The 24,666-nt window shown below is 74.8% G+C and carries 17 protein-coding genes, 2 tRNA genes and 2 pseudogenes; 9 read left to right on the top strand and 12 right to left on the bottom strand.

From position 1 onward, the window contains the following. Positions 1–99 precede the first annotated feature (99 nt). Positions 100–1,008: pseudogene (locus ACFWBY_RS26860) on the bottom strand (4-(cytidine 5'-diphospho)-2-C-methyl-D-erythritol kinase); the annotation flags it as partial. 560 nt (positions 1,009–1,568) lie between these two features. On the opposite strand from ACFWBY_RS26860, the gene ACFWBY_RS26855 reads away from it, so the two are divergent. From ACFWBY_RS26855 to ACFWBY_RS26845, 3 genes are all read left to right on the top strand, one after another. After that, positions 1,569–2,546: an AfsA-related hotdog domain-containing protein gene (locus ACFWBY_RS26855; protein WP_385338495.1), complete on the top strand. Its 978-nt coding sequence runs from the start codon at positions 1,569–1,571 to the stop codon at positions 2,544–2,546. 8 nt (positions 2,547–2,554) lie between these two features. Continuing rightward, the gene (locus ACFWBY_RS26850) at positions 2,555–3,568 is read left to right on the top strand and encodes an AIR synthase related protein (protein WP_385338498.1); all 1,014 of its coding nucleotides are present in this window, start codon (positions 2,555–2,557) and stop codon (positions 3,566–3,568) included. A 389-nt stretch (positions 3,569–3,957) separates the two neighbouring features. Beyond that, the gene (locus tag ACFWBY_RS26845) at positions 3,958–6,252 is read left to right on the top strand and encodes a LuxR C-terminal-related transcriptional regulator (RefSeq protein ID WP_385338501.1); all 2,295 of its coding nucleotides are present in this window, start codon (positions 3,958–3,960) and stop codon (positions 6,250–6,252) included. 258 nt (positions 6,253–6,510) lie between these two features. On the opposite strand, the gene ACFWBY_RS26840 is transcribed toward ACFWBY_RS26845, so the two are convergent. Then, on the bottom strand, positions 6,511–6,657 hold the full coding sequence (locus tag ACFWBY_RS26840; protein WP_385338504.1) for a hypothetical protein: 147 nt from the start codon (positions 6,655–6,657) through the stop codon (positions 6,511–6,513). A 162-nt stretch (positions 6,658–6,819) separates the two neighbouring features. Here ACFWBY_RS26840 and ACFWBY_RS26835 point away from each other — a divergent pair, with 162 nt between their 5' ends. Then, positions 6,820–7,884 carry a hypothetical protein gene (locus tag ACFWBY_RS26835; RefSeq protein ID WP_385338506.1) on the top strand — a complete coding sequence of 355 codons (1,065 nt, stop codon included), beginning with the start codon at positions 6,820–6,822 and terminating at the stop codon, positions 7,882–7,884. Positions 7,885–8,017: 133 nt separating this feature from the next. After that, entirely contained in the window at positions 8,018–9,082 is a 1,065-nt protein-coding gene (locus ACFWBY_RS26830; RefSeq protein ID WP_385338508.1) for an AfsA-related hotdog domain-containing protein, read from the top strand. 21 nt (positions 9,083–9,103) lie between these two features. Here ACFWBY_RS26830 and ACFWBY_RS26825 read toward each other — a convergent pair whose 3' ends face one another. The 4 genes from ACFWBY_RS26825 to ACFWBY_RS26810 form a co-directional block, all read right to left on the bottom strand. Then, positions 9,104–9,949 carry a 4'-phosphopantetheinyl transferase family protein gene (locus ACFWBY_RS26825; protein WP_385338511.1) on the bottom strand — a complete coding sequence of 282 codons (846 nt, stop codon included), beginning with the start codon at positions 9,947–9,949 and terminating at the stop codon, positions 9,104–9,106. Continuing rightward, positions 9,946–10,248, bottom strand: coding sequence for an acyl carrier protein (locus ACFWBY_RS26820; RefSeq protein ID WP_385338513.1), 303 nt, complete (start codon positions 10,246–10,248; stop codon positions 9,946–9,948). Before ACFWBY_RS26820 ends, ACFWBY_RS26825 begins: the two co-directional genes overlap by 4 nt. Positions 10,249–10,338: 90 nt before the next feature. Continuing rightward, entirely contained in the window at positions 10,339–12,135 is a 1,797-nt protein-coding gene (locus tag ACFWBY_RS26815; RefSeq protein WP_385338516.1) for an acyl-CoA dehydrogenase, read from the bottom strand. Continuing rightward, a complete protein-coding gene (locus ACFWBY_RS26810) occupies positions 12,132–13,925 on the bottom strand; it encodes a fatty acyl-AMP ligase (protein ID WP_385338518.1) in 1,794 nt (597 codons plus the stop codon). Before ACFWBY_RS26810 ends, ACFWBY_RS26815 begins: the two co-directional genes overlap by 4 nt. Before the next feature lie 222 nt (positions 13,926–14,147). Here ACFWBY_RS26810 and ACFWBY_RS26805 point away from each other — a divergent pair, with 222 nt between their 5' ends. Beyond that, positions 14,148–16,691 carry a BTAD domain-containing putative transcriptional regulator gene (locus ACFWBY_RS26805; protein WP_385338521.1) on the top strand — a complete coding sequence of 848 codons (2,544 nt, stop codon included), beginning with the start codon at positions 14,148–14,150 and terminating at the stop codon, positions 16,689–16,691. Between the two features lie 121 nt (positions 16,692–16,812). Here ACFWBY_RS26805 and ACFWBY_RS26800 read toward each other — a convergent pair whose 3' ends face one another. Further along, complete coding sequence (locus ACFWBY_RS26800) at positions 16,813–19,533, bottom strand: AAA family ATPase (RefSeq protein WP_385338523.1); 2,721 nt, start codon at positions 19,531–19,533, stop codon at positions 16,813–16,815. 140 nt (positions 19,534–19,673) lie between these two features. On the opposite strand from ACFWBY_RS26800, the pseudogene ACFWBY_RS26795 reads away from it, so the two are divergent. After that, positions 19,674–19,860, top strand: a pseudogene (locus tag ACFWBY_RS26795) (cytidine deaminase); the annotation flags it as partial. A gap of 149 nt (positions 19,861–20,009) precedes the next feature. Here ACFWBY_RS26795 and ACFWBY_RS26790 read toward each other — a convergent pair. Beyond that, positions 20,010–20,082: transfer RNA gene (locus ACFWBY_RS26790), tRNA-Ala, on the bottom strand. A 159-nt stretch (positions 20,083–20,241) separates the two neighbouring features. Here ACFWBY_RS26790 and ACFWBY_RS26785 point away from each other — a divergent pair. Both ACFWBY_RS26785 and ACFWBY_RS26780 read left to right on the top strand, forming a co-directional pair. Continuing rightward, positions 20,242–20,793: a helix-turn-helix domain-containing protein gene (locus tag ACFWBY_RS26785; RefSeq protein ID WP_385338526.1), complete on the top strand. Its 552-nt coding sequence runs from the start codon at positions 20,242–20,244 to the stop codon at positions 20,791–20,793. A gap of 41 nt (positions 20,794–20,834) precedes the next feature. Further along, positions 20,835–22,082 carry a serine/threonine-protein kinase gene (locus tag ACFWBY_RS26780; protein WP_385338528.1) on the top strand — a complete coding sequence of 416 codons (1,248 nt, stop codon included), beginning with the start codon at positions 20,835–20,837 and terminating at the stop codon, positions 22,080–22,082. 39 nt (positions 22,083–22,121) lie between these two features. On the opposite strand, the gene ACFWBY_RS26775 is transcribed toward ACFWBY_RS26780, so the two are convergent. The 4 genes from ACFWBY_RS26775 to ACFWBY_RS26760 form a co-directional block, all read right to left on the bottom strand. Then, complete coding sequence (locus ACFWBY_RS26775) at positions 22,122–23,441, bottom strand: hypothetical protein (protein WP_385338530.1); 1,320 nt, start codon at positions 23,439–23,441, stop codon at positions 22,122–22,124. Positions 23,442–23,565: 124 nt separating this feature from the next. Further along, positions 23,566–23,700: a DLW-39 family protein gene (locus ACFWBY_RS26770; RefSeq protein ID WP_208809277.1), complete on the bottom strand. Its 135-nt coding sequence runs from the start codon at positions 23,698–23,700 to the stop codon at positions 23,566–23,568. 155 nt (positions 23,701–23,855) lie between these two features. Beyond that, positions 23,856–23,929: transfer RNA gene (locus ACFWBY_RS26765), tRNA-Ile, on the bottom strand. 107 nt (positions 23,930–24,036) lie between these two features. Continuing rightward, entirely contained in the window at positions 24,037–24,666 is a 630-nt protein-coding gene (locus ACFWBY_RS26760) for a DUF3566 domain-containing protein (protein ID WP_385338533.1), read from the bottom strand.

Here is a 24,666-nt window from a genome sequence, read left to right as displayed (position 1 = left end):
GCCGGCCTCGGCCTCGGCCTCGGCCTCGGCGGAAACTTCCACACTCTTCACGGCTGCTCCTTGGGAGACGTTGGGGGAGCCCGGGTCCGTCCCGGTGGTCACCCGCGCGGCCGGACCGTCGACGGGACCGTGGGCGGTGCGTACGGACCGGCAGTACCCGGAGGCGTCGAGGGCCGCGGCCACCGCCTCCGCGCCGGCTTCGTCACGGACCAGGAAGGCGCAGGTCGGGCCGGAGCCGCTGACCAGCGCGCCGAGCGCCCCGGCGTCGAGTCCGGCGCCCAGGGTGTCGGCCAGCTCCGGGCGCAGCCGCAGCGCGGCGCCCTCCAGGTCGTTGCGCAGCAGGGCGGCGAGCCGGTCCGGGTCCCCGGAGGCGAGGGCCGCCGCGAAGTCCGCCGCGGGGGCGAGTTCCTCGGGCCCGGGAGCCGCCGTGTCCGACTCGGCGAGCAGCCGGTCGTACTCGCGGAACACGCGCGGGGTGCTCAGCCCGTCGTGGGCCTCGGCGAACACCCAGTGGAAGCGGCCGGAGACGGGCAGCGCGGTGAGCTGCTCGCCGCGCCCGGTGCCCAGGGCGGTTCCGCCCATGAGCGCGAACGCGACGTCGCTGCCGACCTGCGCGGCGACCTCGGCCAGCACCGGGTCGTCCGGGGCCAGGCCCCAGAGCGCGGCGCAGCCCACGATGGCGGCGGCCGCGTCGGCGCTGCCGCCGGCCATGCCGCCGGCCACCGGGATCCGCTTGTCGATGTGCAGGTGGACGCCCGCGTCGACACCGATCCGCTCGGCGAGGAGGGCGGCCGCCGCCGCGGCGAGGTTGCGCCGGTCGGCGGGGACCGCCCCGATGTCCTCGCCGCAGAGCGTGACGGAGAGCTCGGGGGCGGGGGTGGCCGTGACGGTGTCGTGGAGCGACACCGCCTGGAAGACGCTGACGAGTTCGTGGTAGCCGTCCGGCCGGGTCGCCCCCACGGCGAGGTGGAGGTTGACCTTGGCCGGTACCCGGACAGTGACGCTCACCGTGCGGCGTCCCAGATCTCGATCATCAACGTGGCTGCTTCCTGTGTCGAAGGTGTCCCGGCGCGGTGCCCCGGCGGACCGCCGCGCCGGCTGGACGGACGAGTTCCGAGGGGGCGGCGCGGGGCGGAATCCGTCCCGCCGCTGCCTTGGTGCCGTGAGTCTGCGACGGGGTCCATGCGCCCGGCTAAAGCGACCGCGACACCCCGTGCGACCTGCTCCGACGTGTCCGGCGGCCCGGCCCGCGGGGCCCCCGGAGGACTGTCGCGGGGCCCCGGCCGCCCTCGGGCGGCACCCGGACGGCGCTCGCGCGGCACTCGCACGGCGCTGGGACGCCACTCGGTGACCGCGCGCGGGAACAGCCCGGGAACAGGTCGGGAAAGAGGCTCGGGGAAGGCGCCCGGGAAGGCAGCAGTACCTGCCGTGCAACTTGGTGCCATCGCCCGGCGCTGGCCCGGCGCCCGGCGCGCGCGGAAGCTGGACGGGCACGCCCGGACACCCCGCGGCCGGGGCCGGACCGAAGCTCTCCGCACGGAGCGGCGACGCACCCGCAAGGAGTGAGGATGTCTCGAACCGCGACACTCGAGGGGCTCGATCTGACGGCGGTCACCCGCCGGCTCGTCCACCTGCCGAAGGACCCGCCGCCGTCCGGCCCCGGCGTCCCGGAGCGGGACGAGGAGCGTTTCGCGCTGGCGGGTGAGCTGCCGTGCGGCCCCTCCCTGTTCGGCGACGGCGCCGGCGGCCACGACACCCAGCTGTTCGTCGAGATCTTCCGGCAGCTGGGCCTGTCCCTGGGCTACCGCTACTTCCGGGTGCCCGCCGAGCGCGCCTGCCTGTTCGTCGGCCTCGACTGGGCGGTGGCCGATCCGGCCGCGTGGCGCGGCCGGGGCACGGGCGCGCACCTGGCGCTGGACGTCCGCGCCACGCCCACCTCCCGGGCCGCGAGCGGGGTCCCGCGCGGACTGCGGCTGGCCGGCACGCTGCGCATCGACGGGGAGCCGGGCTGTGCGGGCTCGGCCGAAGTCCTCTTCCTGCCACCGGCGGTGGCCCGCGGCCACCGCGCGACCAGCCGGCTCGCCGCCGTCCGCGGGGACGGGCCGCGCCCGTCCGGTCCGGCCCGTCCGCTCGCCGACCCCGGGGCGGTGGGCCGTACGGATCCGGGCGACGTGGTGGTCTGCGCGCCCGTGGTCCGCGGGGAGTCGTCCACCACCGCGATCGTCGTGGACCCGGGCCATCCGGTGTTCTTCCTGGACGGCGCCGACTCGGTGCCGGGCCTGCTGCTGGTGGAGGCGCTGCGGCAGTCCGCGGTGCTGGCCGCCGACCGGAGCCACGGTTTCCACCCGGCCGAGACCGCCCTGACCGCGATGGCCGTGCGCTTCCGGGGGTTCGCCGAGCTGGACCTGCCGCTGAGCTGCACCGCGGTGGCCGGTCCGGTGCGCCGCGACGCGGCCGGCCGGGTGTGCGCACCGATCCGGCTGACGGTCTCCCAGCTCGGCAAGGTCACCGCGGAGGCCGAGATCACCGCTTCCCGGGCCGCCTGATGGCCGCCGTGGCGCAGGGCGCGCCGCCCGCCCCGGCCGGGCACGTCGGCCTCGGTGACGACCGCGACGCCGCCCCCGGCGGGCAGAACCTGCGGGCCGTGGTCGAGCGGGTACTGGGCGACGTACGGGCCGACTGCCCGCCGCTCGGGGCGGGCTCCCCCATGCTGCACACCGGTGCCTTCGTGGTGGACCCCCCCTTCTACGGCGACGGGGACATCGGACAGGTCGCGGTCTGCGGCACCGTCAACGAGATCGCGGCGGCGGGCGCCGAGCCGGTGGCGCTGACCCTGTCGGTCATCGCCGAGGCGGGGCTGCCGCTGGCGCGGCTGAGCCGGATGGCCGCCTCCGTACGGGACTGCGCGCGCGAGGCGGGCGTGGTGGTGTCCGCCGTGGACGTCCGCGCGGTGCGTGCGGGCGAGGCCGACCAGCTGTACGTCCAGACCACCGGCATCGGGGTCTTCCCGGGCGGCGCTCTGCGGCGGAGCGCGGCGCGGGCCGGGGACCGGATCGTGCTGAGCGCCCCGCTGGGCGGCTACGGCGCGCACCTGCTGTCGGTGCGCGGGCTGCTCGGGTACGAGTCCATCATCAGCGGTGCCTGCGCTCCGCTGGCCTCACTGCTCGCGCTGGTCCGCGGCCGCGTGCCGTGGGACGCGGTGCGGGCGGTGCGCCCGGTGGCGGGCGAGGGCCTGGCCCCGGTGCTGCGGGCGCTGGCGCAGGAGGCCGCCTTGGACCTGCGGGTCGAGGAGCTCGCGCTGCCGGTCCGCTACGAGGTGCGGATGGCCCTGGACACGCTGGGCGTCGACCCCTGGCACGCGGCCGGCGCGAGCTGCCTGTGCCTGCTGGTCGCGGCGGAGTACGCCGATGACGTGCTCGCTGCGCTGCGCGCGCACCCGCAGGGCGCCGACGCCGCCGACGTGGGTGTGGTGCTGGCCGGTACCGGGGCGGGCGTGCGGCTGCTGCGCGCCGACGGCTCCGCGGTGCCGCTCGCGCCCGAACAGGCGCCGCCCGCGAGGCTGTCCTAGGCATCGCGGGCCTTCGCAGGCCCCCGCGCCGGACAGGACGGCAGGAACCTCCGCCCGCACCGCTCCGGTGCGGGCGGAGGCGTGTCCGGGGCGGGCCGGACCGGTGTCCCTGGCGGGGCCGGCGCGCGCGATAGCGGAATGCTCCCCGTCGGCCTGGTTCCGGTCGTTTGCCGCAGCGGACGCGGCTATTCCTCACACCGGCTCCGCCGTTCGAGTTAGGTTCATTCATCTCCTGCTCTTATTCAGACATCGGGTTTCGGTCCTGTCGGCCGAAGAACGTCTGTCAGGGAAAACCCTGACATCAAAACAAGACACCCCTACAGCATTCACAGCCGAATACGCACATCCGTTCTCCGGAGAAAGAGAACGCGCACCCGAGGAGACGTGTCATGTACAAGGAACCGCTGACGCCGGTACGGGCGGAAGAACTCGCCCTGCTGCGGCGCACGCTGCTCCTGGCACGGGAGTCCCCTCAGTTCACACGCCTCACGGGGGAGGCGTGGTCGGGGAAGACCTGCCTGATGCGCCGGCTGTCGCAATCCGCGCAGCGGGAGGGCTGGACCGTCGCCTTCGGCAGCGTGCCGCGCCCGGGCCCCTCCCGGCCCTTCGAGGTGCTCGTCGACGCCCTCGACGAGCACCTCTGCCGCGACGACGGCTCCCTGCTCGCCGCCCTGGGCACCACCCACACCCGCGCCCTGGCCGGATACTTCCCCTCGCTCGCGCCCGTCCCCGGGGTCCCCTGCACGGCCCCCGCCCCGCCCGACGCCTACGGCGCCGTCCGCGCCCTGCGGGCGCTGATCGAGCTGCTGGCGGGCGAGGGCGGCCTGCTGCTGGCCCTGGACGACGTCCACCGCGCGAGCCCCGAAACCCTCGACTTCCTGACCCACCTCGTCCACCACCCCCCGCGGGCCCCGGTCCTGACGGTGTTCGCGCACCGCACCGGCGCCACCGCCCGCCACCTGTCCGCCGTCTCCTACGACAGCTCCCGGGTCCGCCACCTGCCGCTGGCCCCGCTGCCCGAGGACCAGGCGCGCACCCTGCTCCCGGCCGGCCTGGACCCGGTCACCGAGGCGCAGGCGCTGCGCGACGGCGCGGGCGTCCCCGGCCTTCTGCGCGCGCTGGCCCACGATCCCGGCGCCGGGCTGCGCGCCGTCCCCGAACTGTCCCTCGGCGTACCGCCCGTGCTGCAGCACGGGCCGGTCGAACTGCACTCCCTGTCCTCCCTGGGCTGGCGCACCGCCTGCGCGGCGGCCGTCCTCGGCTCCCCCTTCACTCCGGGCCAGGCCGCGGCCACGGCCCGGCTGCCCGAGGAGGAGGTGCGGCGCGGCCTGGACGAGCTGCACGCCGAGGGCCTGGTCGCCCCGGACGGCTCCGCGCTGCGCTTCCGCTTCGCCCGCCCCGCCGTGCGGGCCCTGCTCTACCACTCCTCCGCCGCCGGCTGGCGCGGCGCGGCCCGGCAGCGGGCCGTCCTCGCGCTGCGCGCCGACCGCTCCCCGGCGGCCCGGCTCGCCCTGGCCGCACACCTGGAGGACACCGACCAGCTCAGCGCGGCGGACGTGCGCGAGCTGACCCTGGCGGCGCGGGACGGGCTGTTCAGGCAGCCGGCCCGCTCCGTACGGGCACTGCGCCGGGTGACGGCGTACCCGCAGGCCTCCCTTGAGTCCCACCTCCTGCTGTACAAGGCCCTGGTGGTGGCCGGCGAACCGGAGGAGGCCCTGCGCGGATACGCCGGTCTGTGGCCGCGCGTCCACGCCCTCTGGGCTCCGGACGGCCGGTACGAGGCCCTGCTCTGGCGGGTCCGCGCCCTGCGGCTGCTCGGCCGCCTCGAGCAGGCCCGCGCGCTGCTCGACGACGCCGGGCCCCTCGCGGCCGAGGGCGGGGAGCTGCTGGGCGAACGGGCCGCGCTGGCCCTGGAAACCGGGCCAGCGGGCGGCCGGGAGAGCGGTCCCGGGACGGGCGCCGCCGACTGGGAGCAGGCCCTGGAGGCCGCCCGCCTCGCCCTGGGCGCGGCGGGCCCGCCGCAGGACCCCGGCCACGCGCACGCCCTGGCCCGGCTGGCCGCCGTCCAGGCCGCGGCCGGGGACCTGCCGGGCGCCGAGCACAGCGCCCGCGGTGCCGCCCTGCTCCTTGACTCCCTCGACGACGAGGAGTGCGCGGCCGTTCTGGAGGCCCTGCGCTGGCTGGGCTCCGCCGAGTGCGCGCTGGGCGACCCGGCGGCCCCGCGGCACACCGGGCGCGGTGTCCGCCTGGCCCTGCGCCACGGGCAGGGCATGCTGCTGGGGCAGCTGGCCGCGGGCCTGGCCCGGGCCCGTCTGGCGGCCGGGGACCGTGCCGGGGCGGGTGCCGCCGAGGCCCTCGCGGCGGAGGCGTTCCGCCGGATCGGCGCGCCCCCGGTGCCCGTTCCCGCTCAGCCCGCACCGGCATCCGACGTGTCTGGAATTAACCGCCAGATGGCCGGATATCAACCCGCCGGTCAGTTCGGGGGCCTGCTCTCGGAGTTGAGCTCGCGCGAACTGGAAATAGCCTCGCTCGTCGGCGAGGGAACCACCAATCAGAAAATCGCCACGCGCCTCGAAATCAGCGTGAAAACCGTGGAGACGTACATGAGCCGGATATTCAAGAAGCTCGGCGTCAATTCACGCTCTCAGGTAGCCCGCGCGATCGGCAGAAATGACGGTCATTAGCAGCCGGAAATGCGGGCGCGATTCGATCTTTTATCGACCGGAGAAAAACGGGCAAGAAAAAGCCCCGCCACTCGAACTTGGGGTTCCGAGGGCGGGGCGAATGGGCGACTCGACCGGTCGGGGGAACCGGGAGCTAAGACCCACGACCAGAGAGTTCCAGCGGCCGCTTGTGAGCGACTTAAGGCACCTTCCGGTATACGAAAAAGAGCAGGCCCGCCGGTGTGGCGGGCCTGCTCTCGGCAGCTGTCAAGCGGAACGTCAGCCCCAGCGCTCGTCCAGCGGGGCCAGCACCGGCGGGGCCGGCTCGCTGACGGCGCTCACCGCCGAGCCCCCGCCGATCGCCTGCACGGAGCCCGCCCCCACGGACACCGCGACGCCGAACGCGATCAACAGCGAGGCTGCCATGTTTCGAAGACCAAGGCCGTTCATACTTACCCCCAAGTTTGGTAAGGCCCGTTGTGGTTACGTCAATTAGTCTGCCGAGTTTCAATACCGGACCCAACCCTTCCCCGCTGTCGTAAAGTTGCCTGGCAACTAGTTCTCGCAACCGGGGGGAGAAATAGCGAGATGCCCGAAAATGCCCTCACTGGGGCAGGTTTCGCCAAGCTGGACGATACGAGTGCGTCCGCCTATCGGTACGCGGTCCTGCGCGGCCGCTACGACCGGGCGGACGTCGCCGAGGAACTGGGGGTGAGTACCGACCACGCCCTCCTGATGGAGCAGACGCTGCGACAGCTGCACCTGCTGCGCCCGATGCCGGGTGAGCCCGACGTCCTGGTGCCCATCAGCCCCGGCGCCGCCGTGGTGGACCTGGTGGCCCCCGCGGAGAACGAGATCCGTGAACTCCAGCAGTCCGTCAGCGAGGTGCGGACCGACATGCTCGCGCTGCTGCCCGCCTACTTCGAGAGCCGCCGCCGGCGCAACGAGGCCGAGGCCTTCGACGTCATCACCGACATCAGGGCGCTGCAGGCCATGCTCGACGACTACGGCTCGCGCTGCCGTTTCGAGATCCTGACGGCGCAGCCCGGCGGCCCCCGCAGCCCCGAGATGCTGGAGCAGGCCCTTCCGCAGTCCCTGGGGCGGATGGAGAAGGGACTGCGGCTCAAGCAGCTCTACCAGCACACGGTCCGCAGCGACCTGGCCACCACCGCCTACGTCCGCTCCGTCACCACCGCCGGCGCCGAGGTCCGCACCACCGACCAGATGGTCGACCGCATGGTCATCTACGACCGTGAGATCGTCTTCCTGCCCGAACAGCACGTCCAAGGCCGGATACCGGGCGCCGTCGTGGTCCGCGAACCGACCCTGGTCGCCTTCCTCTGCAAGGTGTACGACCACCTGTGGGCCGGAGCCGCCCCCTTCATCCCCGGCCTGGAGGAGATCACCACCATCAACGACGAGCTCAAGCTGTCGATCGTCAAACTGATGGCGGAGGGTCACAAGGACGAGCTCGTCGCGCGCCGCCTGGGCATGTCGGTGCGCACCGCCCGGCGCCACATCTCGCAGATCATGGCCGAGGTGGAGTCGACCAGCCGCTTCCAGGCGGGCTTCAACGTGGCCATGTCCGGAATGCTCGACGAGTCGGTCGGCGCGGAGCCCGCCCCTGCCGGCCCCAAGTACGAGCCGTACTAGCCGACACTACGAGCAGTACTAGCTGACACACAGCAAGCTGCCATCGCCGTCCGCTGGCCGCACCTCCCGCCTCCCGGCAGTCTGGATCACCGGGAGCCTCAACGGGAGGCGGCCGGGACGGGGGTGGGTCAGCGTGAGCAGTACCGCACTCGCCGGCTGGGAGGCACCGGCCGGCCGGCCCTCGGCCGCCGACTGGGACATACCCGCGGATCCGGGCCCGCCCGCCCGCCGGCCGGCACCCGGCTCCACCACCCGGCACCTGGTCCACCGCCCCCGCACCTGGGAGCACCACGGACTGTCCCCGGTGGAGGACGCCTCCGAGGAGTTCGCGCTCGCCGCCGAACTCCCCCGCGACCACCCGCTCCTCAACGACGGCCCCGGCCGCTTCCACGACATCCAGGCCGCCTCCGAGATGGTCCGCGAGGTGGGCGAGTTCATCGGCCGCAGCCACTTCGGCGTCCCGGCCGACCGCACCGGCATCTTCTACCGGTTCGGCATCGACGTCCCCGACCTCGCCGCCTGGCGGACCCGCCCCGACCCGGCACGGCTGACCGCGACGCTGGTGGTGACCCCCGACAAGATGATCGGCGGCGTGCCGCGCGCCCTGGACTTCCGTACCGCCCTGGAGATCGACGACGTCCGGTGCGGGACCGGATCCGCCAACGTGGTCTTCCTGCCGCCCGTACTGCGCCGCAGCCACCGCGAGCAGAGCCGCGCCACGGCCTTCGCCGCCGCGTCCGGCACGCTCGGCCGGCTCGCCTCGGACGGGCCGGGCGTCCCGGTCGACCCGGCGGACGTGGGACGCGCCGACCCGGCCAACGTCATGCTCCACGACGCCTCCCGGCCCTCGCACGGCCGGCTCTCGGTGGGCGTGTCCGTACCCCCGGCGTGGCCCTCGGCGCAGGGGGCCGGAGAGGGCCACGTGCCCGCCCTGGTCCTGCTGGAGACACTGCGTCAGGCCTCCCTCCTCGCCGCCCTCGGCACGCATCAGCTCGCGCCGGCGCGCTGTGCGCTCGCTTCCCTGCGCGTCCACTTCCGCGGCTACGCGGAAAGGGACCTGGCCATGCGCTGCGCGGCGGTGTCGGGAGTCCTGGAACACGACGGCCGGGGCCGGCGCCGGGCCCCGGTCACCCTCACCCTGACCCAAGCGGGCCGCACCGTGCTGGAGGCCGTCACCAAGGTGGTGGAGGACCACTGACCGGCCCGCCGTCCCCCGGTCTCAGGCGGCCGCCTCGGCGAGCGCCTCGTGGATCGCCTCGACCGCCTCGGCGTCCAGCATGGAGGTGACCCCGGTGTCCGGCGCGCTTCCCAGACCGGCGTCGTACACGGCGGCGCTCACCGTGAAGTGCACGCCCCCGCTGTCGAGGGCGTAGGTGCGGAAGGACCACTCGTCCCCCTCCCCCGGCGTCCCGTCCGGGCTCAGGACCCGGGTCCGCCCGCCGCCGGGGCCGAAGCCGAACTCGGTGAAGCGGAACTGCATGCCCTGGCCGATCGCCTTGCTGTACGCCTCCTTGAGCGTCCACAGGCGCACCAGGGTCGCGTTGCGGTCCTCCTCGGCGAGGGCGGCGAGGTCCTTGCGCTCCTGCGGGGTGCAGATGTGCCGGTCCACACCCGGCCGGTAGAGCCGGCGGGTGGCCGGTTCGGCGTCGACGCCGATCAGCCCCCGGCTGGTCAGCCCGACGACGAGGAGCTCGTCGGTGTGGCTGAGGCTGATGTCGATCTGGTCGCAGCCGCGCAGGTACGGCCTGCCGGTCGGCCCGTAGGTGAGCTCCAGGTCGGCCGCGTCGGCGGACAGGGCCGCGCCCGCCGCGTGCTTGAGCAGCAGTCGCGAGGCCGCGTACCGGCTGCGCAGGTCGGGGTGCTCGATGTCCTGGAAGCGGGCCCAGTCCCGGCCGAGTACGGCGCGCAGCGCGGGCGCCCCTTCGTCACGGGGACGCCAGTCGCCGAGCCGGCCGTGCACCAGGGCGCTGCCGTGCCGGCGCAGTTCGGCCCGCACCCGCGGTCGGTCGCCGCTGTCGCCCGGGCCGGCGACCGCGATGGGCTCGCCCGGTACCGGAGCGGTCATCCGGCCTCGTACCCGCCCGCCTCGGCGACCGTCGCGGGCCGCGCACCGCGTGCGGCGAGGTGCGCCACGAGGTCGTGAACGGTGGAGTGGTCCCAGACCCAGGCGGGTTCGAGGGGGATCGCGAAGTCGTCCTCCACGTCACCGCACAGGCTCAGCGCGCCGACCGAGTCCAGCCCGTACTCGGCCAGCGGCACCGACGCGTCGATGCTGTCGGGGTGCCGGCCGAGGTAGACGGAGAGCCGCTCGATCAGCCATCCGTACAGCGGCGCCGCGTTGCGCGGCGATACGGGGAGGGTCATGCCGGTACTCCTTGGATGCGGTTCGGGGTTCGGGGTTCGGTGCTGGTGCGCTGTCCGGGTCCGGGGCGGCCGGGTGGTGCGCGGGAGCCCTCAGCCGGGCACCGGCGAGGCGTACAGGTCGTAGCTGCGCCCCTCGGCGTACCGGGCCAGCACTTCCTGGTGGACCCGGGCCGAGCAGCTCGCGGGCAGCTCCGCGGGGCGCAGGCCCAGCCGGCGGGCGACGCGGTGCAGGGCGGCCGCGGCCCATGAGGGGTCCGCGAGGAAGGGGTCGCCGGCGGCGCGGCCGTGCCACCACACGCCGAGGACGGCGGCGCCGGCCAGCACCAGCGCGTAGCGGTCGCACAGCGCGAACCAGGCGGGGCTCGTGGGACGGTCCGCTCCCGGCTCGGGCAGGGCGAGCACCCGCCCGCGCAGGTCGCGCAGTTCACCGACGAGCAGGTCGGCCAGCGCGAGCAGGGCGCGTTCCTCGCGGGTGGCCCCGGGGACGGCGGCGGCGACGGCCAGCAGGGACGCGCTGAGGCTGTCGCGTCCCCCGGCCGGCACGAGGGCCTCGTAGCGCAAGGCGGGCAGGGGGTCCGCCGGGCGGAACACCGCGGGCGGCGCCTCCTCCCCGGTGAACCAGGCACGCCGGGCGAGGCGGCCCAGCTGGGGGACGATCGTGGCCCGGCAGGCCGCGGTCCCGGCGTGCCCGAGACCGGCCACGGGCACGTCGCGCAGGTGCTTCTGGAAGATCCCGGCCGCGCCCTCGCGGGTGTACAGCTGCGATCCGAGCACCGTGGACAGGTCGTACATCGTCTCGCCGAGCACTTTCGGCAGCAGCGACTTCACGGCCGCCGAGTACAGGCTGGTCTCTCCGGGCAGCAGGTGCAGGGCCCGGGTGGCCACGACGGCGAGGCTGTCGTAGAGCAGCAGGTCGGCGAAGGCCCCCGTGACGGTGTGGGCGACCTGGCGCGGGTCGGCGGCGGGCGCCGCTGCGCCTCCCGGCCCCTTGGCGCGGTCGACGCGGACGGCGGTGCGCAGGCCCGTGTCCACGGCCGCCACCACCAGCGAGGCGGTCAGGGTGCGGCTGATCTGGAAGGACCGCAGCGCGGTGCGCAGCCCGCTGCCGGGCGCGCCCAGCAGCGCACCGTCGGGCACCGGGCAGTGTGCGAACTCCACGCCCGTACGGAAGTACCCGCGCAGCCCCACCGACGGCGGCCGTCCGGTGATCCGGTGGCGGGACGCGGGGAAGCGGCGCGGGTCCAGCAGCAGCGCGCTGTGGCCGGAGCTGCCGCGCTCGTCGCCGGTGCGGCAGAACAGCACCAGGGCGTCCGCGCGCTGCACGTTGTTGACGACCGGTCGGACTCCGGTCAGGGCGAGCCGGCCGCCGGACAGCGCGTCGACCCGGATGCCGCTCCTGACGAAGTCGTCGGTGTGCGCGGTCTCGTACGCGGCGACCGCGGCCTTCGAGCCCGCCAGCAGGAGGGCGGCGAGGCCGGCGCGCTGCGCGGCGCTGCCCGTCATCCACACGTCGGAGGCAGCGGTGAAGGTGGTCGTGCCGTGGCCCATGCCCAGGGCGACGTCGCGGCGGAAGACCGGGCGCATGACCCGCATGAGGGACTCCGCCGAGTCGAAGCGGCCGCCCAGTTCGCGCGGTACGAACTCCTCGTTCATGCCGTAGTCGTCGAGTAGGGCCTCGGCCTCGGGCGAGGGGGTCGCGGCCCGGTCGGCCCGCAGCAGCGCCCGGTAGCCGGTCGGGTTGTCCGGCCGGCCGGGGTCGCCGAGCAGCCGCTCCAGGGCGGCGATCCGGTCCCGCACGGGCACGGCCGTGCCGCGCGCCCCGCCGGCGGCCCCTTCCGCGGAACCGCGCACGCCCGCCGGGGCCGCCCGCGGCGGCGCCCCGCTCACCACACGGTCCCCTGCGCCGTGCCGCCGGCGGCCTGCAGCAGGTCGTTGCCCAGCAGCGTGTTCCACGGGCGGATCAGGCCCCGCACGGCCGGATCGAGCACCTCGTACACCCCGGCGAGCTCCCCGGCGAGGAACAGCTCGCGCATCAGGGTGCGCTGGATCTTGCCGCTGGTGGTGCGGCGCACGGTGCCGGGCCGTACGAGCAGCACGTTGCCCGCCGGCACCTCGAAGTCCTGCCCGATGAGCGTCTGGACCCCGCGGGCCAGGACCCGCAGCTGCTCCCAGTCGGTGTCCTGGGCGCGCACCTCCTGCAGGACGACGAGCTGCTCCCGCTCGGCGTCCACGGTGAACACGGCGCCGTTGCCCGCCGCGAAGGCCGGGGACATCTCGCGCACGGCCCCTTCCACGTCCTGCGGGTAGACGTTGCGCCCGCTCAGGACCGCGACCTCCTTCAGCCGGCCGGTGACGTACAGCTCCCCGTCGTCCAGGACGCCGAGGTCCCCGGTGCGCAGGAAGCCTCCCGGTCCCGCCCCGAAGGCCCGCTCGCTCTCCTCCCGGTCGCGCCAGTAGCCCCGCGCCACGCTGTCGCCGCGCAGCTCGATCTCCCCCACCCGGCCCGGGGGCAGTTCGAGCCCGTCGGGTCCCGTGACGCGCAGCTCGTGCCCGCGCACGCGGCCGCTGCTCACGAGGGTGCGTACGGGCTCCCCCGCGCGGGCCGGCCGCAGCTCGTCGCGCTCCAGGGCCGCCGCGTCCACGGTGCGCCGCACGCCGGCGGTGCCCGGCACCGCACCGGACACGAAGAGGGTGGCCTCGGCCAGGCCGTAGGCGGGGCACAGGCTCCCGCGCCGGAACCCGGCGCCGGCGAACCGGTCCGCGAAGGCGTCCAGGGTCCGGTGGCGCACCGGTTCGGCCCCGTTGAGCGCCACCCGCCAGCGGGACAGGTCCAGCCCGGCGAGCTGCTCGTCGGTGACCCGCCGTACGCACAGGTCGTACGCGAAGTCGGGCGCGGAGCTGACGGTCGCCCCGTAGTCGTCGATGGCCCGCAGCCAGCGCGCGGGCCGCCGGACGAAGGAGGCGGCCGCCATCTGCACCGAGGTGGCGCCCAGCCACAGCGGATGCAGCAGCTGACCGATCAGACCCAGGTCGTGGTAGTGCGGCAGCCAGCTGGCGAAGCGGTCGTCGGGGGTGGTACCGAAGGCCTCCTGGAAGGCCTCATGGTTGGCCAGCAGGTTGCGGTGGCTGACCATCACCCCGCGCGGCCGCGAGGTCGATCCGGAGGTGTACTGGAGGAAGGCCAGGTCGTCGGGGCCGGTGCCCGGGTCCTCGTACGCGCCGGGACCGGGGCCGCTGCCCGCGGCGAACGCGTCGGTGGCCAGGCACACCACGTCGCCGCGGCCCGCCATCGCCAGCCACAGCGACACCTCGGCCGCGTTCGCCGCGTCGGTCAGCACCAGGCGCGCCCCGGTGTCCCGCAGGATGCCCGAGACCCGCCGGAGCCGCTCGCCGCGCTCGCCGGGCAGGGGGGCGGGCACGGCCACCGCCCCCGCGTACAGGCAGCCGGTGAAGGCCCGCAGGAACTCGGCGCCCGGAGGGTAGAGCAGCAGGACCGGCGCGCCCCGGGCGCCCAGGGCTCGCAGCCGGACGGCGAGGGTGCGGGCCGCGGTGTCCAGGGCGGTGTGGCTCAGGTGCTCGGCGGTGCCGTCGTCGTGGAGGAAGACGTGCGCGTCGGCCGCGCCGCGTTCCCCGGCGCGCTGCCGCACCACCTCGGTGAAGGTGGAATAACTGCTCAAGGCCTGCCCCCTCGCGCCGTACCCGGGACACCAACGGGGCGCCGGGTGCCCTCTCCCACGTTCTGGATCTTCCCCTCGGGGGCTAAAGCAGCCCTTGCGGGCCCGCCGTCCGCTGACCGGAAATAGGGGGGTGCCTGTCCGAAGTGCGGGGGTGGGCCCGACCTAGAGTGGGTGGACCAAGTGAGCGGGGGGGTTCATATGCGTTTTCGGGTTCTTGGTCCCATGGAAGTGCGCTCGGCCGGCCCGGACGTGCGGGTACTGACCCCGCGCGCCGCGAAGGTGCGCGTGGTGCTGGCGACCTTGCTGGTCCGCGTCAACGAGGTCGTCTCCGTCGACAGCCTCATCGACGAGCTGTGGGGGGAGCAGCCGCCGCGCACCGCGATGACCACCCTGCAGGTGTACATCTCCCAGTTGCGCAAGATGCTCCGGGACGCCGATCCGCAGCAGGGCGGCGAACTCCTGCTGACCCGCTCACCCGGCTACCTGTTCCGCCTCGACCCCGGTCAGCTGGACCTCACGGTCTTCGAGGACCTGCACGCACGGGGCCGCGAGGCACTGGCGGCCGGCGACCACGCCGGCGCCGCCGACCTCCAGCGCCGGGCCCTGGCACTGTGGCGCGGCCCGCTGCTGTCGGACACCCCGCACGGCTCTCTGCTGGACAGCATGGCCGTACGGCTCACCGAGGTGCGCACGGCCGCGCTGGAGCAGCGGGTGCGTGCCGAACTGCATCTGGGACACCACCAGGAACTGCTGGGCGAGCTGCGGGCGTTGACCGCCGAGCTGCCGATGCACGAGGAGTTCCACGCGCACCTGATGGTCGCCCTCTACCGCACCGGCCGCCAGGCCGACGCCCTGGGCACCTTCACGAAGCTGCGCCGCACCCTCGTCGACGACCTGGCCATCGAACCGGGCCGGCAGATCCAGCAGCTGCACAGCCGCATCCTGACCGGCGACCCTTCACTGCTGCGCCCCTCGGCCGCCTCCGGGAGCCGAACGGCCGCCCCGGTCCGGGGGCCCGGCCTGCCGGAGTTCCCCGTGACCCAACTCCCGCAGCCCGACCCGCTGTTCACCGGGCGGGACGCGGAGCTCACCGAGCTGGCCGACCGGCTCCGGGCCGCACCGGCCGGCGGCGGCGTGATGGTCAGCGGCCCGGCCGGCGCGGGCAAGACCGCCCTGGCCGCCGCCGCGGCACACCGGGCCGACGCCGTCTTCCCCGACGGCCGGGTCCTGGTACGGCTGCGCACCGCGTCGGGCGACCGGCCGGCCGGAGCCGAGGCCCTGGCCGCGGTGCTGCGGGCCTTCGGCACCACCGGCACGCTCCCCGCCGACGAGGACGGGCTCGCCGCCCTGCTGAACCGCCTGACGGAGGGCCGGCGGATCCTGCTGGTCCTGGACGACGTCGCCTCGGCCGCGCAGCTGCGGCCGCTGCTGGCCGCCGTACCGGGCTGCGTGGTCCTGGGCACCTGCCGCGGGCTGCCGCGCGGGATGGCCGCCCTGGGCGTACAGACCCTGCCGCTCGGCCCGCTCGGGCCCGACGCGGGCCGGGCCCTGCTCGCGGACGACGAGGCGAGCGGGGAACTGACCGACCTGTGCGGCGGGCTGCCGCTGGCCCTGCGGGCGGTCGCCGCCCGCTTGGCCTCGCACCCGCGCTGGACCACCGACACCCTGGCCGACCGGCTCCGGGCCCCCGACACCCGGCTCGCCGAGCTGCGCGCCGCGGACGAGGAGTGCTACGGAGTACTGCGCGCGGCCTACGAGGAGAGCCCCGGGGCCGACCGGGCCGCGTTCCGCCTCCTCGGCGCCCTGCCCGCCGGCCCGTTCGGGGCGGCGACCGCGGCCGCGGCCCTGGGATCGGCCGCGGCCCCGGCCGAGGACCGCCTGGAGTCCCTGGTCGCGTCGGGCCTGCTGCTGGCCCTGCCCGAGGGCGGCTACCGGCTGCCCGAGCTGCTCGGGCTGCTGGCGGCGGAACGGCTCGCCGAGGAGGAGCCGGCCACGGTGGCGCACGGGGCGACGGCCCGGCTGTGCGGGGCACTGGCCGCCGAGCTGGAGGCGGCGCAGCACGCCGGGCACTTGGACGGGCGCCACCCCCTGGAGTGGTTCGAGCGGCGCGGCCCGGAGCTGGCGGACGCCCTCGTACGGGCGCACCGCGCCGGGCTGTGGCCCGAGACGGTCCGGCTGGCGGACGGCATGTCCCCCTTCCTGGAGGCGCTGGCCGCCTGGGAGGTCTGGGAGCGCTGCCACACGTCGGCCCTGGACGCGGCCCGGCGCCTCGGCGACGACGCGGCCGAGGCACGGATGCTGCGCTCGCTCGGCGACCTGGCCTGGCAGCGCCGCCGTCTGGCGGAGGCCGGGGACCACTACCGGCAGGCGCTGCGCGCCGTCGAGACCGCCGGCCCCGCAGCGTCCGCGGAGACCGCCCCCGAACGGGTGCGGGCCCTGGCCGGACTGGTGGACCTGCGGCTGGACGAGGGTGCCCTGGCCGGCGCCGCCCAGCTGCTGGACCCGATGCTCGACGAGGCGCCGCAGGACATCCGGGGCCGCTGGGAACTGAGCCGGGTGCAGGGCCTGCTGGCCGTCGAGGCCCAGGTGCCGGGCGCGGCCGAGACCCACTTCCGCCAGTGCCTGGCCCTGGCCGGCGCGCTGGGCGACCGGCGTCTGGAGTCCTACGCCCGGCGGTGGCTGAACCGGCTGGGCGGCGGCGAGCACCGCGCGGACTGGTCGGAGATCCGCCCCGGCGTCTGGCGGGCCCGGACCACGACGGGCTGAGGCCGCGGAACGACGGCAAGGAGGCGTTGCCGTCGAGACCCCCCGGACCGGGGGCTTCGACGGCAACGCCTTCGCCGTGCGCGAGCGGACCGCCCGGCCGCCCGCCTGCGGCCGGGTCCCCTCAGCCGGCCTGCGCCGACTCCTGCTCCTCGGGCCGCAGGTCCATCTGCAGGTCCATCGGAAGCTCCTGGCGCCGGGTGATGTTCAGCTTCTTGTAGGCGCGCGTCAGGTGCTGCTCCACCGTGCTCATGGTGATGTACAGCTTTCCCGAGATCTCCCGGTTCGTGTAGCCGTACGCGGCCAGCGCGGCCACCCTGCGCTCCGACTCGCTGAGCCGGCTCGCGTCCGCCGCCGGTGCGCGGTCCTCGGACTCGGATCCCGGCACGACGCGGGTCTGCCCCGGCAGGATCTGCTCGCACAGCGGACCGGCCCCGCAGTCCGCGGCGAGCTGCCAGGCCCGCCGGGTGACCATCCCGGCCCGGGTGCCCTCGCCGACCAGCTGGAGGGAGCGGCCCAGGTCGGCCAGGGCCCGCGCCAGTTCGAGGCGGTCCCCGGCGCCGCGCAGCTCCTCCACGGCGCGGCCCAGCACCTTGGGCCGCTGGGCCGGCTCGCCCACCGCGGCGCGCAGGCGCAGCGACACCCCGCGCACGCGCGCGCTGCGGACCTCCGCCATCGTCAGCTGCTCGGCCACGAACCGCTCGGCCTGCCGGTGCTCGCCCAGCTGGAGCAGGGCCTCGGCGGCGTCGGTGCGCCACGGGGCGAACCGGGGCCGGTCCAGGTTCCACCGGCGGGCGAGACGGCCCGCGTCGAGGAACTCCCCGACCGCGGCCTGCGGGCGGTGGGTGGCCAGGTAGTAGTGGCCGCGCGCCCGCAGGTAGCCGATGGCGTGCACACTGGCGAACAGCTCTGCGGGCACGGGCAGTTCGAGGCGGCGCGCGGCGTCGTCGTAGCGCCCCATGGCGGTGAGCGCCAGCACCTCGGTGGCCAGGGGCCCGAAGAGGAACACCGATCCGCGTCCCGCGACGGCGGTCACGGCGGCCGCCGCCTCCCGCGCGGCGCCCTCCAGATCACCCGTGCGCAGCAGCGCCTCGGCGTGCAGGTGCCCGAACGCCGCGTACCAGCCCGGGGTGTTCACCGGATGGGTCTGTGCCTGGAACTTCTGGCACCACACCGCGGCCCGGTCCGACTGGTCCGCGTGGAGCAGGGTCCGGACGGCTTGGGTGATCGGGTCGAAGGTGGTGTGGGTGAGCGGGGTTGCCTTCAACAGCCTTTCCACAGATGCCAGTTCGTGACCGGTTCCGCCCGGGTGCGCCCACAGGGCGGCGCAGTCGCCCATCCTGCCCGGAGCGGCCGCGGCGGCCTGGTCCCGGCCGCCGGCCGGCGGCAGCGCGTACAGCTGGCGCAGCGGGTCCTCCCGGGGCGCGGGCGGCGGCTGCTCCCCCTCGGCGTGCGGGTCGGCGGTGCGCTCCAGGGTCTCGGCGGCGCTCTCGATCCGGCCCTGTGAGACGAGCAGCCGGGCGAGCAGGCCCGCCGGTGCGGCTTCGAGCCTGCCCTGGCGCACCGCGGTCAGCGGAGCCGCCAGGTGCGCCTCGGCGGCGGCGGGGTTGCCCCGCCAGGTGACGGCGGCGAGCTGCAGGTCGATGTCCAGGCGCAGGGACTCCTCCCCGCACAGTTCGCGGGCGCGGCCGAGGCAGGAGGCCGCGTACGACCAGTCGTCGTCGAGCAGGGCCTGCCGGGCCGCCTCGCGCAACGCGGGCACCGCCCAGCCGGCGGCCTCCTCACGTGATCCGGGCACGTCGACGGCGGCGAGCAGGTGCCCGGCCACCACTGCGGCACGGGCCTGCCCGTCGTGCAGGGCGCGGGCCGCCCTCCAGTGCAGGCGGGCGCGCTCGGCGGGATCCGTGTCGTCCAGGACGGTCGCGGCGGCGGCCGGGTGCCGCAGCCGGTACCCGTCGGTGAGCCCGGTGCCGTCCAGGACGGCCAGGGCCCCGCGGGCCGCGTGGAGCGTCGTCCCGGCGAGCTCGCGGGCGAGGCCGGCGGTCGCGTCGTCGCCGAGTACGGCGAGGGCCGCGGCCAGCATCCGCGCCTCGGTCCCGCTGCGCCGCAGGCAGACCGCCACGGCCTCGGCGAACGGGCCGCCGGGCAGCGGCGCGGGCCACCTGCGGGCCCCCCGCAGCGGTACGGGGTACTCGGTGAGCAGCGCCTTGAGCAGCAGCGGGTTGCCCCCGGTGATCCGGTGCAGGTGTGCGGCGAAGGTGTCGGAGACCGGCGCGCCGGTGTGCCGCGCCAGGACCTCGGCGGTGGCCGCGAGGTCGAGGCAGCCGAGCCGGATCCAGCCGAAGCGGGGGTGGCGCAGGAACTCCGTGCGCGCCCGGGAGGTCTCCGCGGCGCCCTGCCCGGGCGACTGCGCGAGGACCAGCAGCAGCGGAACGTCCCGCAGCGTCCGGGCCAGGTGCAGCAGGTGGTCGAGCGAGGACGCGTCCGCGTGGTGGAGGTCGTCGACGCAGACCATGACGGTCCCCCGCCCGGCGAGCTCCCGCAGCGCCCCCTCGAACGCGTGGACCGCGGGGCTCCCGCCGTCCCGCGGCAGCGTGCCGGGCGGCAGCGCCGCGACGAGCCGGCGCAGCACCGCGTGCTCGACGCCCTGCTCGCCGGGCGTCCCGGCGGCCCGCAGGACCGTGACCCCGCCCCGCACGGCGAGATCCGCGAACTCCTGAACCAGCTCGGTCTTCCCGCACCCGGCGGGCCCCTCGACGAGCGCGACGCCCGCCCCGTCCGGCTCGCACGCCTTCAGCATCATGTCCAACCGCGCGAACGCGTCGTCCCGGTGCCAGAACACCACAGCAGCCTCCCCCGATCCGACCCGCACTGGTGACTGGGCCACGGTAGGAACCGCCGCCGCGGAGCGTCAGGGGAAACCGCTGGCCACAACCTGCGCGGCAGCAACTACCCCGCCGGGCGCACCACGCCGCCGATATCCGCTTGCCCACCGTCGTCCCTTGCGAAGGCGGAGACGATGACACCCGGACCCACCACGTCGACCACGAACTCGTCCCGGGCCGCGGCCCACGTCGCGCGCACTCGCTGCCGGGGCGACAACCCCACCGTGGCGGCCGCGGCCCGTGCCCGGGACGGCCGGATGGTCACCGCGGTGAACGCCCACCACTTCCTCATCGCCGACCTGCTGCCCGAAAGCCGCGTCTGGGCCGACCACCGGCTCGACCCCGAGCAGACCGCGTCACGGCAGTGGATCCCCCGCCACGGAAAAAAAGACCCCCTAGATCCACGTTTCCGCAGGTCAAGGGGGTCTTTATGGAGTGGAGCCTAGGAGATTCGAACTCCTGACATCTGCCTTGCAAAGGCAGCGCTCTACCAACTGAGCTAAGGCCCCGGATGTGGACGCGAACGTCCCCCGGGAGGGAGTGACCGTTCCGCAGGACAGAGTACCGGGTGTACCCCCTCATCCCACAAAATAATAGGGACTCCCGCGCCGCGACCACTCTCCGTAAGATGCACGCGAGGTTCGCACCAGCGAAGGGGAGTAGTAAGAGTGGACGCAGTACAGCAGGAGGCTACGGCCAGAGCCAGAGAACTTCAGCGCAGTTGGTACGGGGAGCCCCTCGGCGCGCTCTTCCGCCGGCTCATAGATGACCTCGGCTTGAACCAGGCCCGCCTCGCTGCCGTCCTCGGGCTGTCGGCTCCGATGCTGTCCCAGCTGATGAGCGGTCAGCGGGCCAAGATCGGCAACCCGGCGGTGGTGCAGCGCGTACAGGCTCTCCAGGATCTGGCCGGCCAGGTGGCGGACGGGAGCGTCAGCGCGGCGGAGGCGACCGAGCGGATGGACGAGATCAAGAAGACCCAGGGAGGTTCCGTCCTCAGCAACAGCAGCGGTCAGACCGCCACCGGTTCCGGCGCCCCCACCGTCAAGCGCGTGGTGCGCGAGATCCAGTCGCTGCTGCGCTCGGTCTCGGCGGCCGGCGACATCATCGAGGCGGCGGACACCCTCGCCCCCAGCCACCCGGAACTGGCAGAGTTCCTCCGGGTGTACGGAGCGGGCCGCACCTCCGACGCGGTCGCCCACTACGAGGCGCACCAGAACTGACACGCGGCGGACGCGGCTGACGACGGGGGACGGGCGCAGCAATGGGTGAGATCTTCGCCGGCCGGTACGAACTGATCGACCCGATCGGACGTGGCGGCGCGGGCGCCGTATGGCGCGCCTGGGACCACCGGCGCCGCCGGTACGTCGCAGCGAAGGTCCTCCTGCAGGGCGATGCCCACACCCTGCTGCGCTTCGTTCGCGAGCAGGCCCTGCGGATCGACCACCCGCACGTCCTGGCCCCGGCCAGCTGGGCGGCGGACGACGACAAGGTCCTGTTCACCATGGACCTCGTCGCCGGCGGTTCCCTCGCCCACGTGATCGCGGACAACGGGGCACTGCCGCCCCGGTTCGTGTGCACGCTGCTCGACCAGCTCCTGTCGGGGCTGGCGACGGTGCACGCCGAGGGGGTCGTCCACCGCGACGTCAAACCGGCCAACATCCTCATGGAGGCCACTGGAACCGGGCGGCCGCACCTGCGGCTGTCCGACTTCGGCATCGCCGTGCGCAAGGGCGAGCCCCGGCTGACCGAGACCGCCTTCGTGGTCGGCACGCCGGGCTACCTCGCGCCGGAACAACTCCTCGGGGCCGAACCGGACTTCCCCGCCGACCTGTTCGCCGTCGGGCTGGTCGGCCTCTACCTCCTCAAGGGCTCCAAGCCCGACTCCCAGGCCCTCGTGGAGCACTTCCTCGCCCACGGGACACCCAGTGCCCCGGACGGCGTTCCCGCGCCGCTGTGGGACGTCCTGGCCGCACTGCTCCACCCCGACCCCCAGAGCAGGTTCAAGACGGCCACAGGGGCGCGCAAGGCCCTTGCCGGGGCCGTGGAGCTGCTGGCGCCGCCCGCCCCGGACGAGCTCCGGGTGGAGGTCTTCGACCAGCTGGGCCCGGTCCCCGCCGGTTTCACCCCCCGGCCGCCGCTGGACGCCCCGCGCGAAGCCCCGGAGGCGACCCCGCCCACCGCTCCGTACGGGGCTCCGTACGCGGCCCCGCCCGCCGCTCCGTACGAGGCCACGCGCACCGCCGCGCCCACCCCGTCGGCCCGGCCCGCGAACGCACCCGCCGCCGCGGGGGTCTTCGGTCCCCCGGAGACGGGCGGTTTCCCCCTCCCGCCGCCTGTCGCCACCGCCCGGGACGCATCGAGCGCCCCGCAGCCGTCCCCGTATGGACAGCCGCCCGCGCCGACCCGTACGGGCTCCTTCGCGCCGCCGACCACGAAGGTCACCGCGGGCTTCGTCCTCGCCGCCCTGCTCTGCTTCGCCGTCGGAGTCTGGGCCCTGACGCGGATGTAGCGCGGGCGGCCGCCGCCGGACCCGGCGTCAGGCCCGGCGTCAGGCCCGCCGCCGGGCCAGCAGGATCCAGCCTCCGAGCACGAGCAGCAGCAGCGTCCCGCCACCGAACCCGGCGCCCGCCACCACCCGCATCACCGACCGGTTCTCCGCGGCCGCGGCGGCCTCCACGGCCGTGGCGCCCTCCTTGGCGGCGGCGCGGTCCTCGGCCCGGACCCCGAACCCGGCGGCCGTGAGGCTCTCCGCGTAGCCGGGTGCCTTGCCCGCCCCGCCGATGACCTCCAGGCGCAGGGTCAGCGGCACGGGTGCCGCGTCCTCGGTGAACTCCCCGACCTTCGCGGCCATCGTCACGGAGACGTAGTACCAGCCGGCCACCCGGACCGGATCCACCTTCCGGTCGGCGGAGAACCGGTTCTCGTACGCCACGGGCGGGGTCCGGGGCAGGCTGACGCTCGCCTGCTTGCCGTCGTAGACGGCGTCCTTGGAGCCGACCAGGCCCCGGTAGGGGCTGTACAGCGAGACGGTGAGCCCGGCGGAGGCCGAGCCGTACTCCTTCGTCCGCTTGCCGGCCGACAGTTCGGCTCCGAGGCCGAGTTGCTGCCCCCAGTCGAGCGGCACCCGGTAGTAGCGGGTCTGGCCGGGCCGCAGGTCGTCGCTCCACACCCCGCTGCCGAGGGCCCGCGCGTCGTTGAAGCCGCTCCCGCCGGGGCGCGGCGCGGGATCGGAGCCCGGCAGGGTCGGTGAGGCCGACGGCCAGACGCTGGGCGCGCTGGTGGGCGCGCTGCCGCCGGCGAGTCCCGGTTCTCGTTGGACGCCCAGTTCCAGGGGCCAGGGCTCCGGTGCGCCGCCCTTGGACGCCGTGCGGGTGACCTTGACGTAGTAGGTGCCCGGCTGCTGGCAGCCCGAGTCCTCCCGCAGCGTCCGCGAGCCCACGGCGCTGAGGGGGACGGCGTCGTAGCCGAAGGCCGCCCGGCCGGGATTGCCCGGGCAGGAGCGGTTCTCGGTGTTCATGACTTCCACCGCGACGCCGTCGCCGTAGGCCGCCTTGGCGCCCGCCGGCGGCTGGAGCACCGCGGAGACGTAGACGGTGGAGCGGTCGTCGAGGTAGAGCCGGTAGTACCGCTCCCCCGGTGCGATCGCGTCCTCGTAGTGCGATCCGGGCTCCAGGAGCGGGGATCCCGCCGTCGAGGGCTTCCCCTCGACGGCCTTCGCCCCGTCCGCGCCACGGTACGCGGGCACCGGCTGCGGGCTCCCCGCCGCGGACGCGGCCCCCGCGAGGGCGGCCAGGCCCAGGGCCGCCACCGCCGCCGTCACGGCCGTCCGCACTCCGCGCCGGCGCACCCGCCGCCGTACCCGTTCCATCACGCCCACCCACCCCGAATTTGCCAGCGCAAGCCAAACCTTTGCATACTGCAACTTTTCGTCACAGAGCAGCACAAAGCCCCGACCGCAGCGGCAGTCGGGGCTCTGGGATCAACCTCGGGTCTCACACACCGGAACCAGAAGGCACGGAGTCGGTTGCCTCCGTCCACAGGTCCTGCTCGGCGCGGTCCGCCTGGATCTGGCGGTACACGAGGAGCCCGCCGATGGCGGCCAGTGCGACCAGGAGCAGCTTCTTCACCGCGCGACCTCGTCTTTCGTTGACGTAGGGGACTTCTGGCGCCCAACAATACACACCGACCGATGTCCGATCGGCGGCCTTTCGACTGGCACGAGGGGCCAACTCGCCCTACGACAAAGACCCCCAGGCCTTGGGCCTGGGGGTCTTCGACACTGTGGGGCTAACAGGATTTGAACCTGTGGCCTCATCCTTATCAGGGATGCGCTCTAACCAACTGAGCTATAGCCCCATCCGCGCTGCGCGCTGACTTCTGAAGGTTAGCGCACAGACCCGGTGACTCCAAAATTGGTTGCCGCGACCCGTCTGCGCAGGTCATCAGCCCCGTCTCCGGAGGGTCTACTCGTCCTCGGCGAGCGTCAGCTCCACACCGCCGACGAAGCCCGCCGACAGGTTGTAGATGAACGCGCCGAGGGTCGCCAGCGCCGTCATGAGCACCACGTCGATGACCGAGATCACCGACGTGAAGATCAGAACGCGCGGCAGCGACAGGAAGGTCTGGAGGTCGAAGCCGTTGCTCTCGTTCGAGCCGGTCGCCTCACTGATCGTGCCGCCGACGCTGGAGAAGATGCCCATGGCGTCCATGACCATCCACAGCACCGCCGACGCGACGATCGTGCACACGCCCAGCGCGATCGACAGCAGGAAGCTGACCTTCATCACCGACCACGGGTCGGCTTTGGCCACCCTGAGCCGCGCCTTGCGCGTCCTGGGCACCGTACGGGCCCCGGTGCGCGGCTTGCGCTGCGCCGCCGGGTCCCCGCCGCCGCGCGGCGCCCCGGCGCCCGGAGGCACCGCGTACGCCTGCGGCGGGTGGTAAGGCTGCTGCGGACCGGCCGGCGGCTGCTGGGGCTGCGGCGGCTGCGATCCCCGGGTGTCCGTCACGGTTCCCCCCTGTGAGTCCGCGGCGGAGCCACGGCCACCGTTCGCTCCAGTGTCGGCCGGTCCGGCGCCCGTGGCTCCGCTCAC

It is taken from the genome of Streptomyces sp. NPDC060049, from assembly GCF_042736715.1.
GTDB lineage: Bacteria > Actinomycetota > Actinomycetes > Streptomycetales > Streptomycetaceae > Streptomyces.
This window is presented reverse-complemented; position numbering and strand designations above follow the sequence as displayed.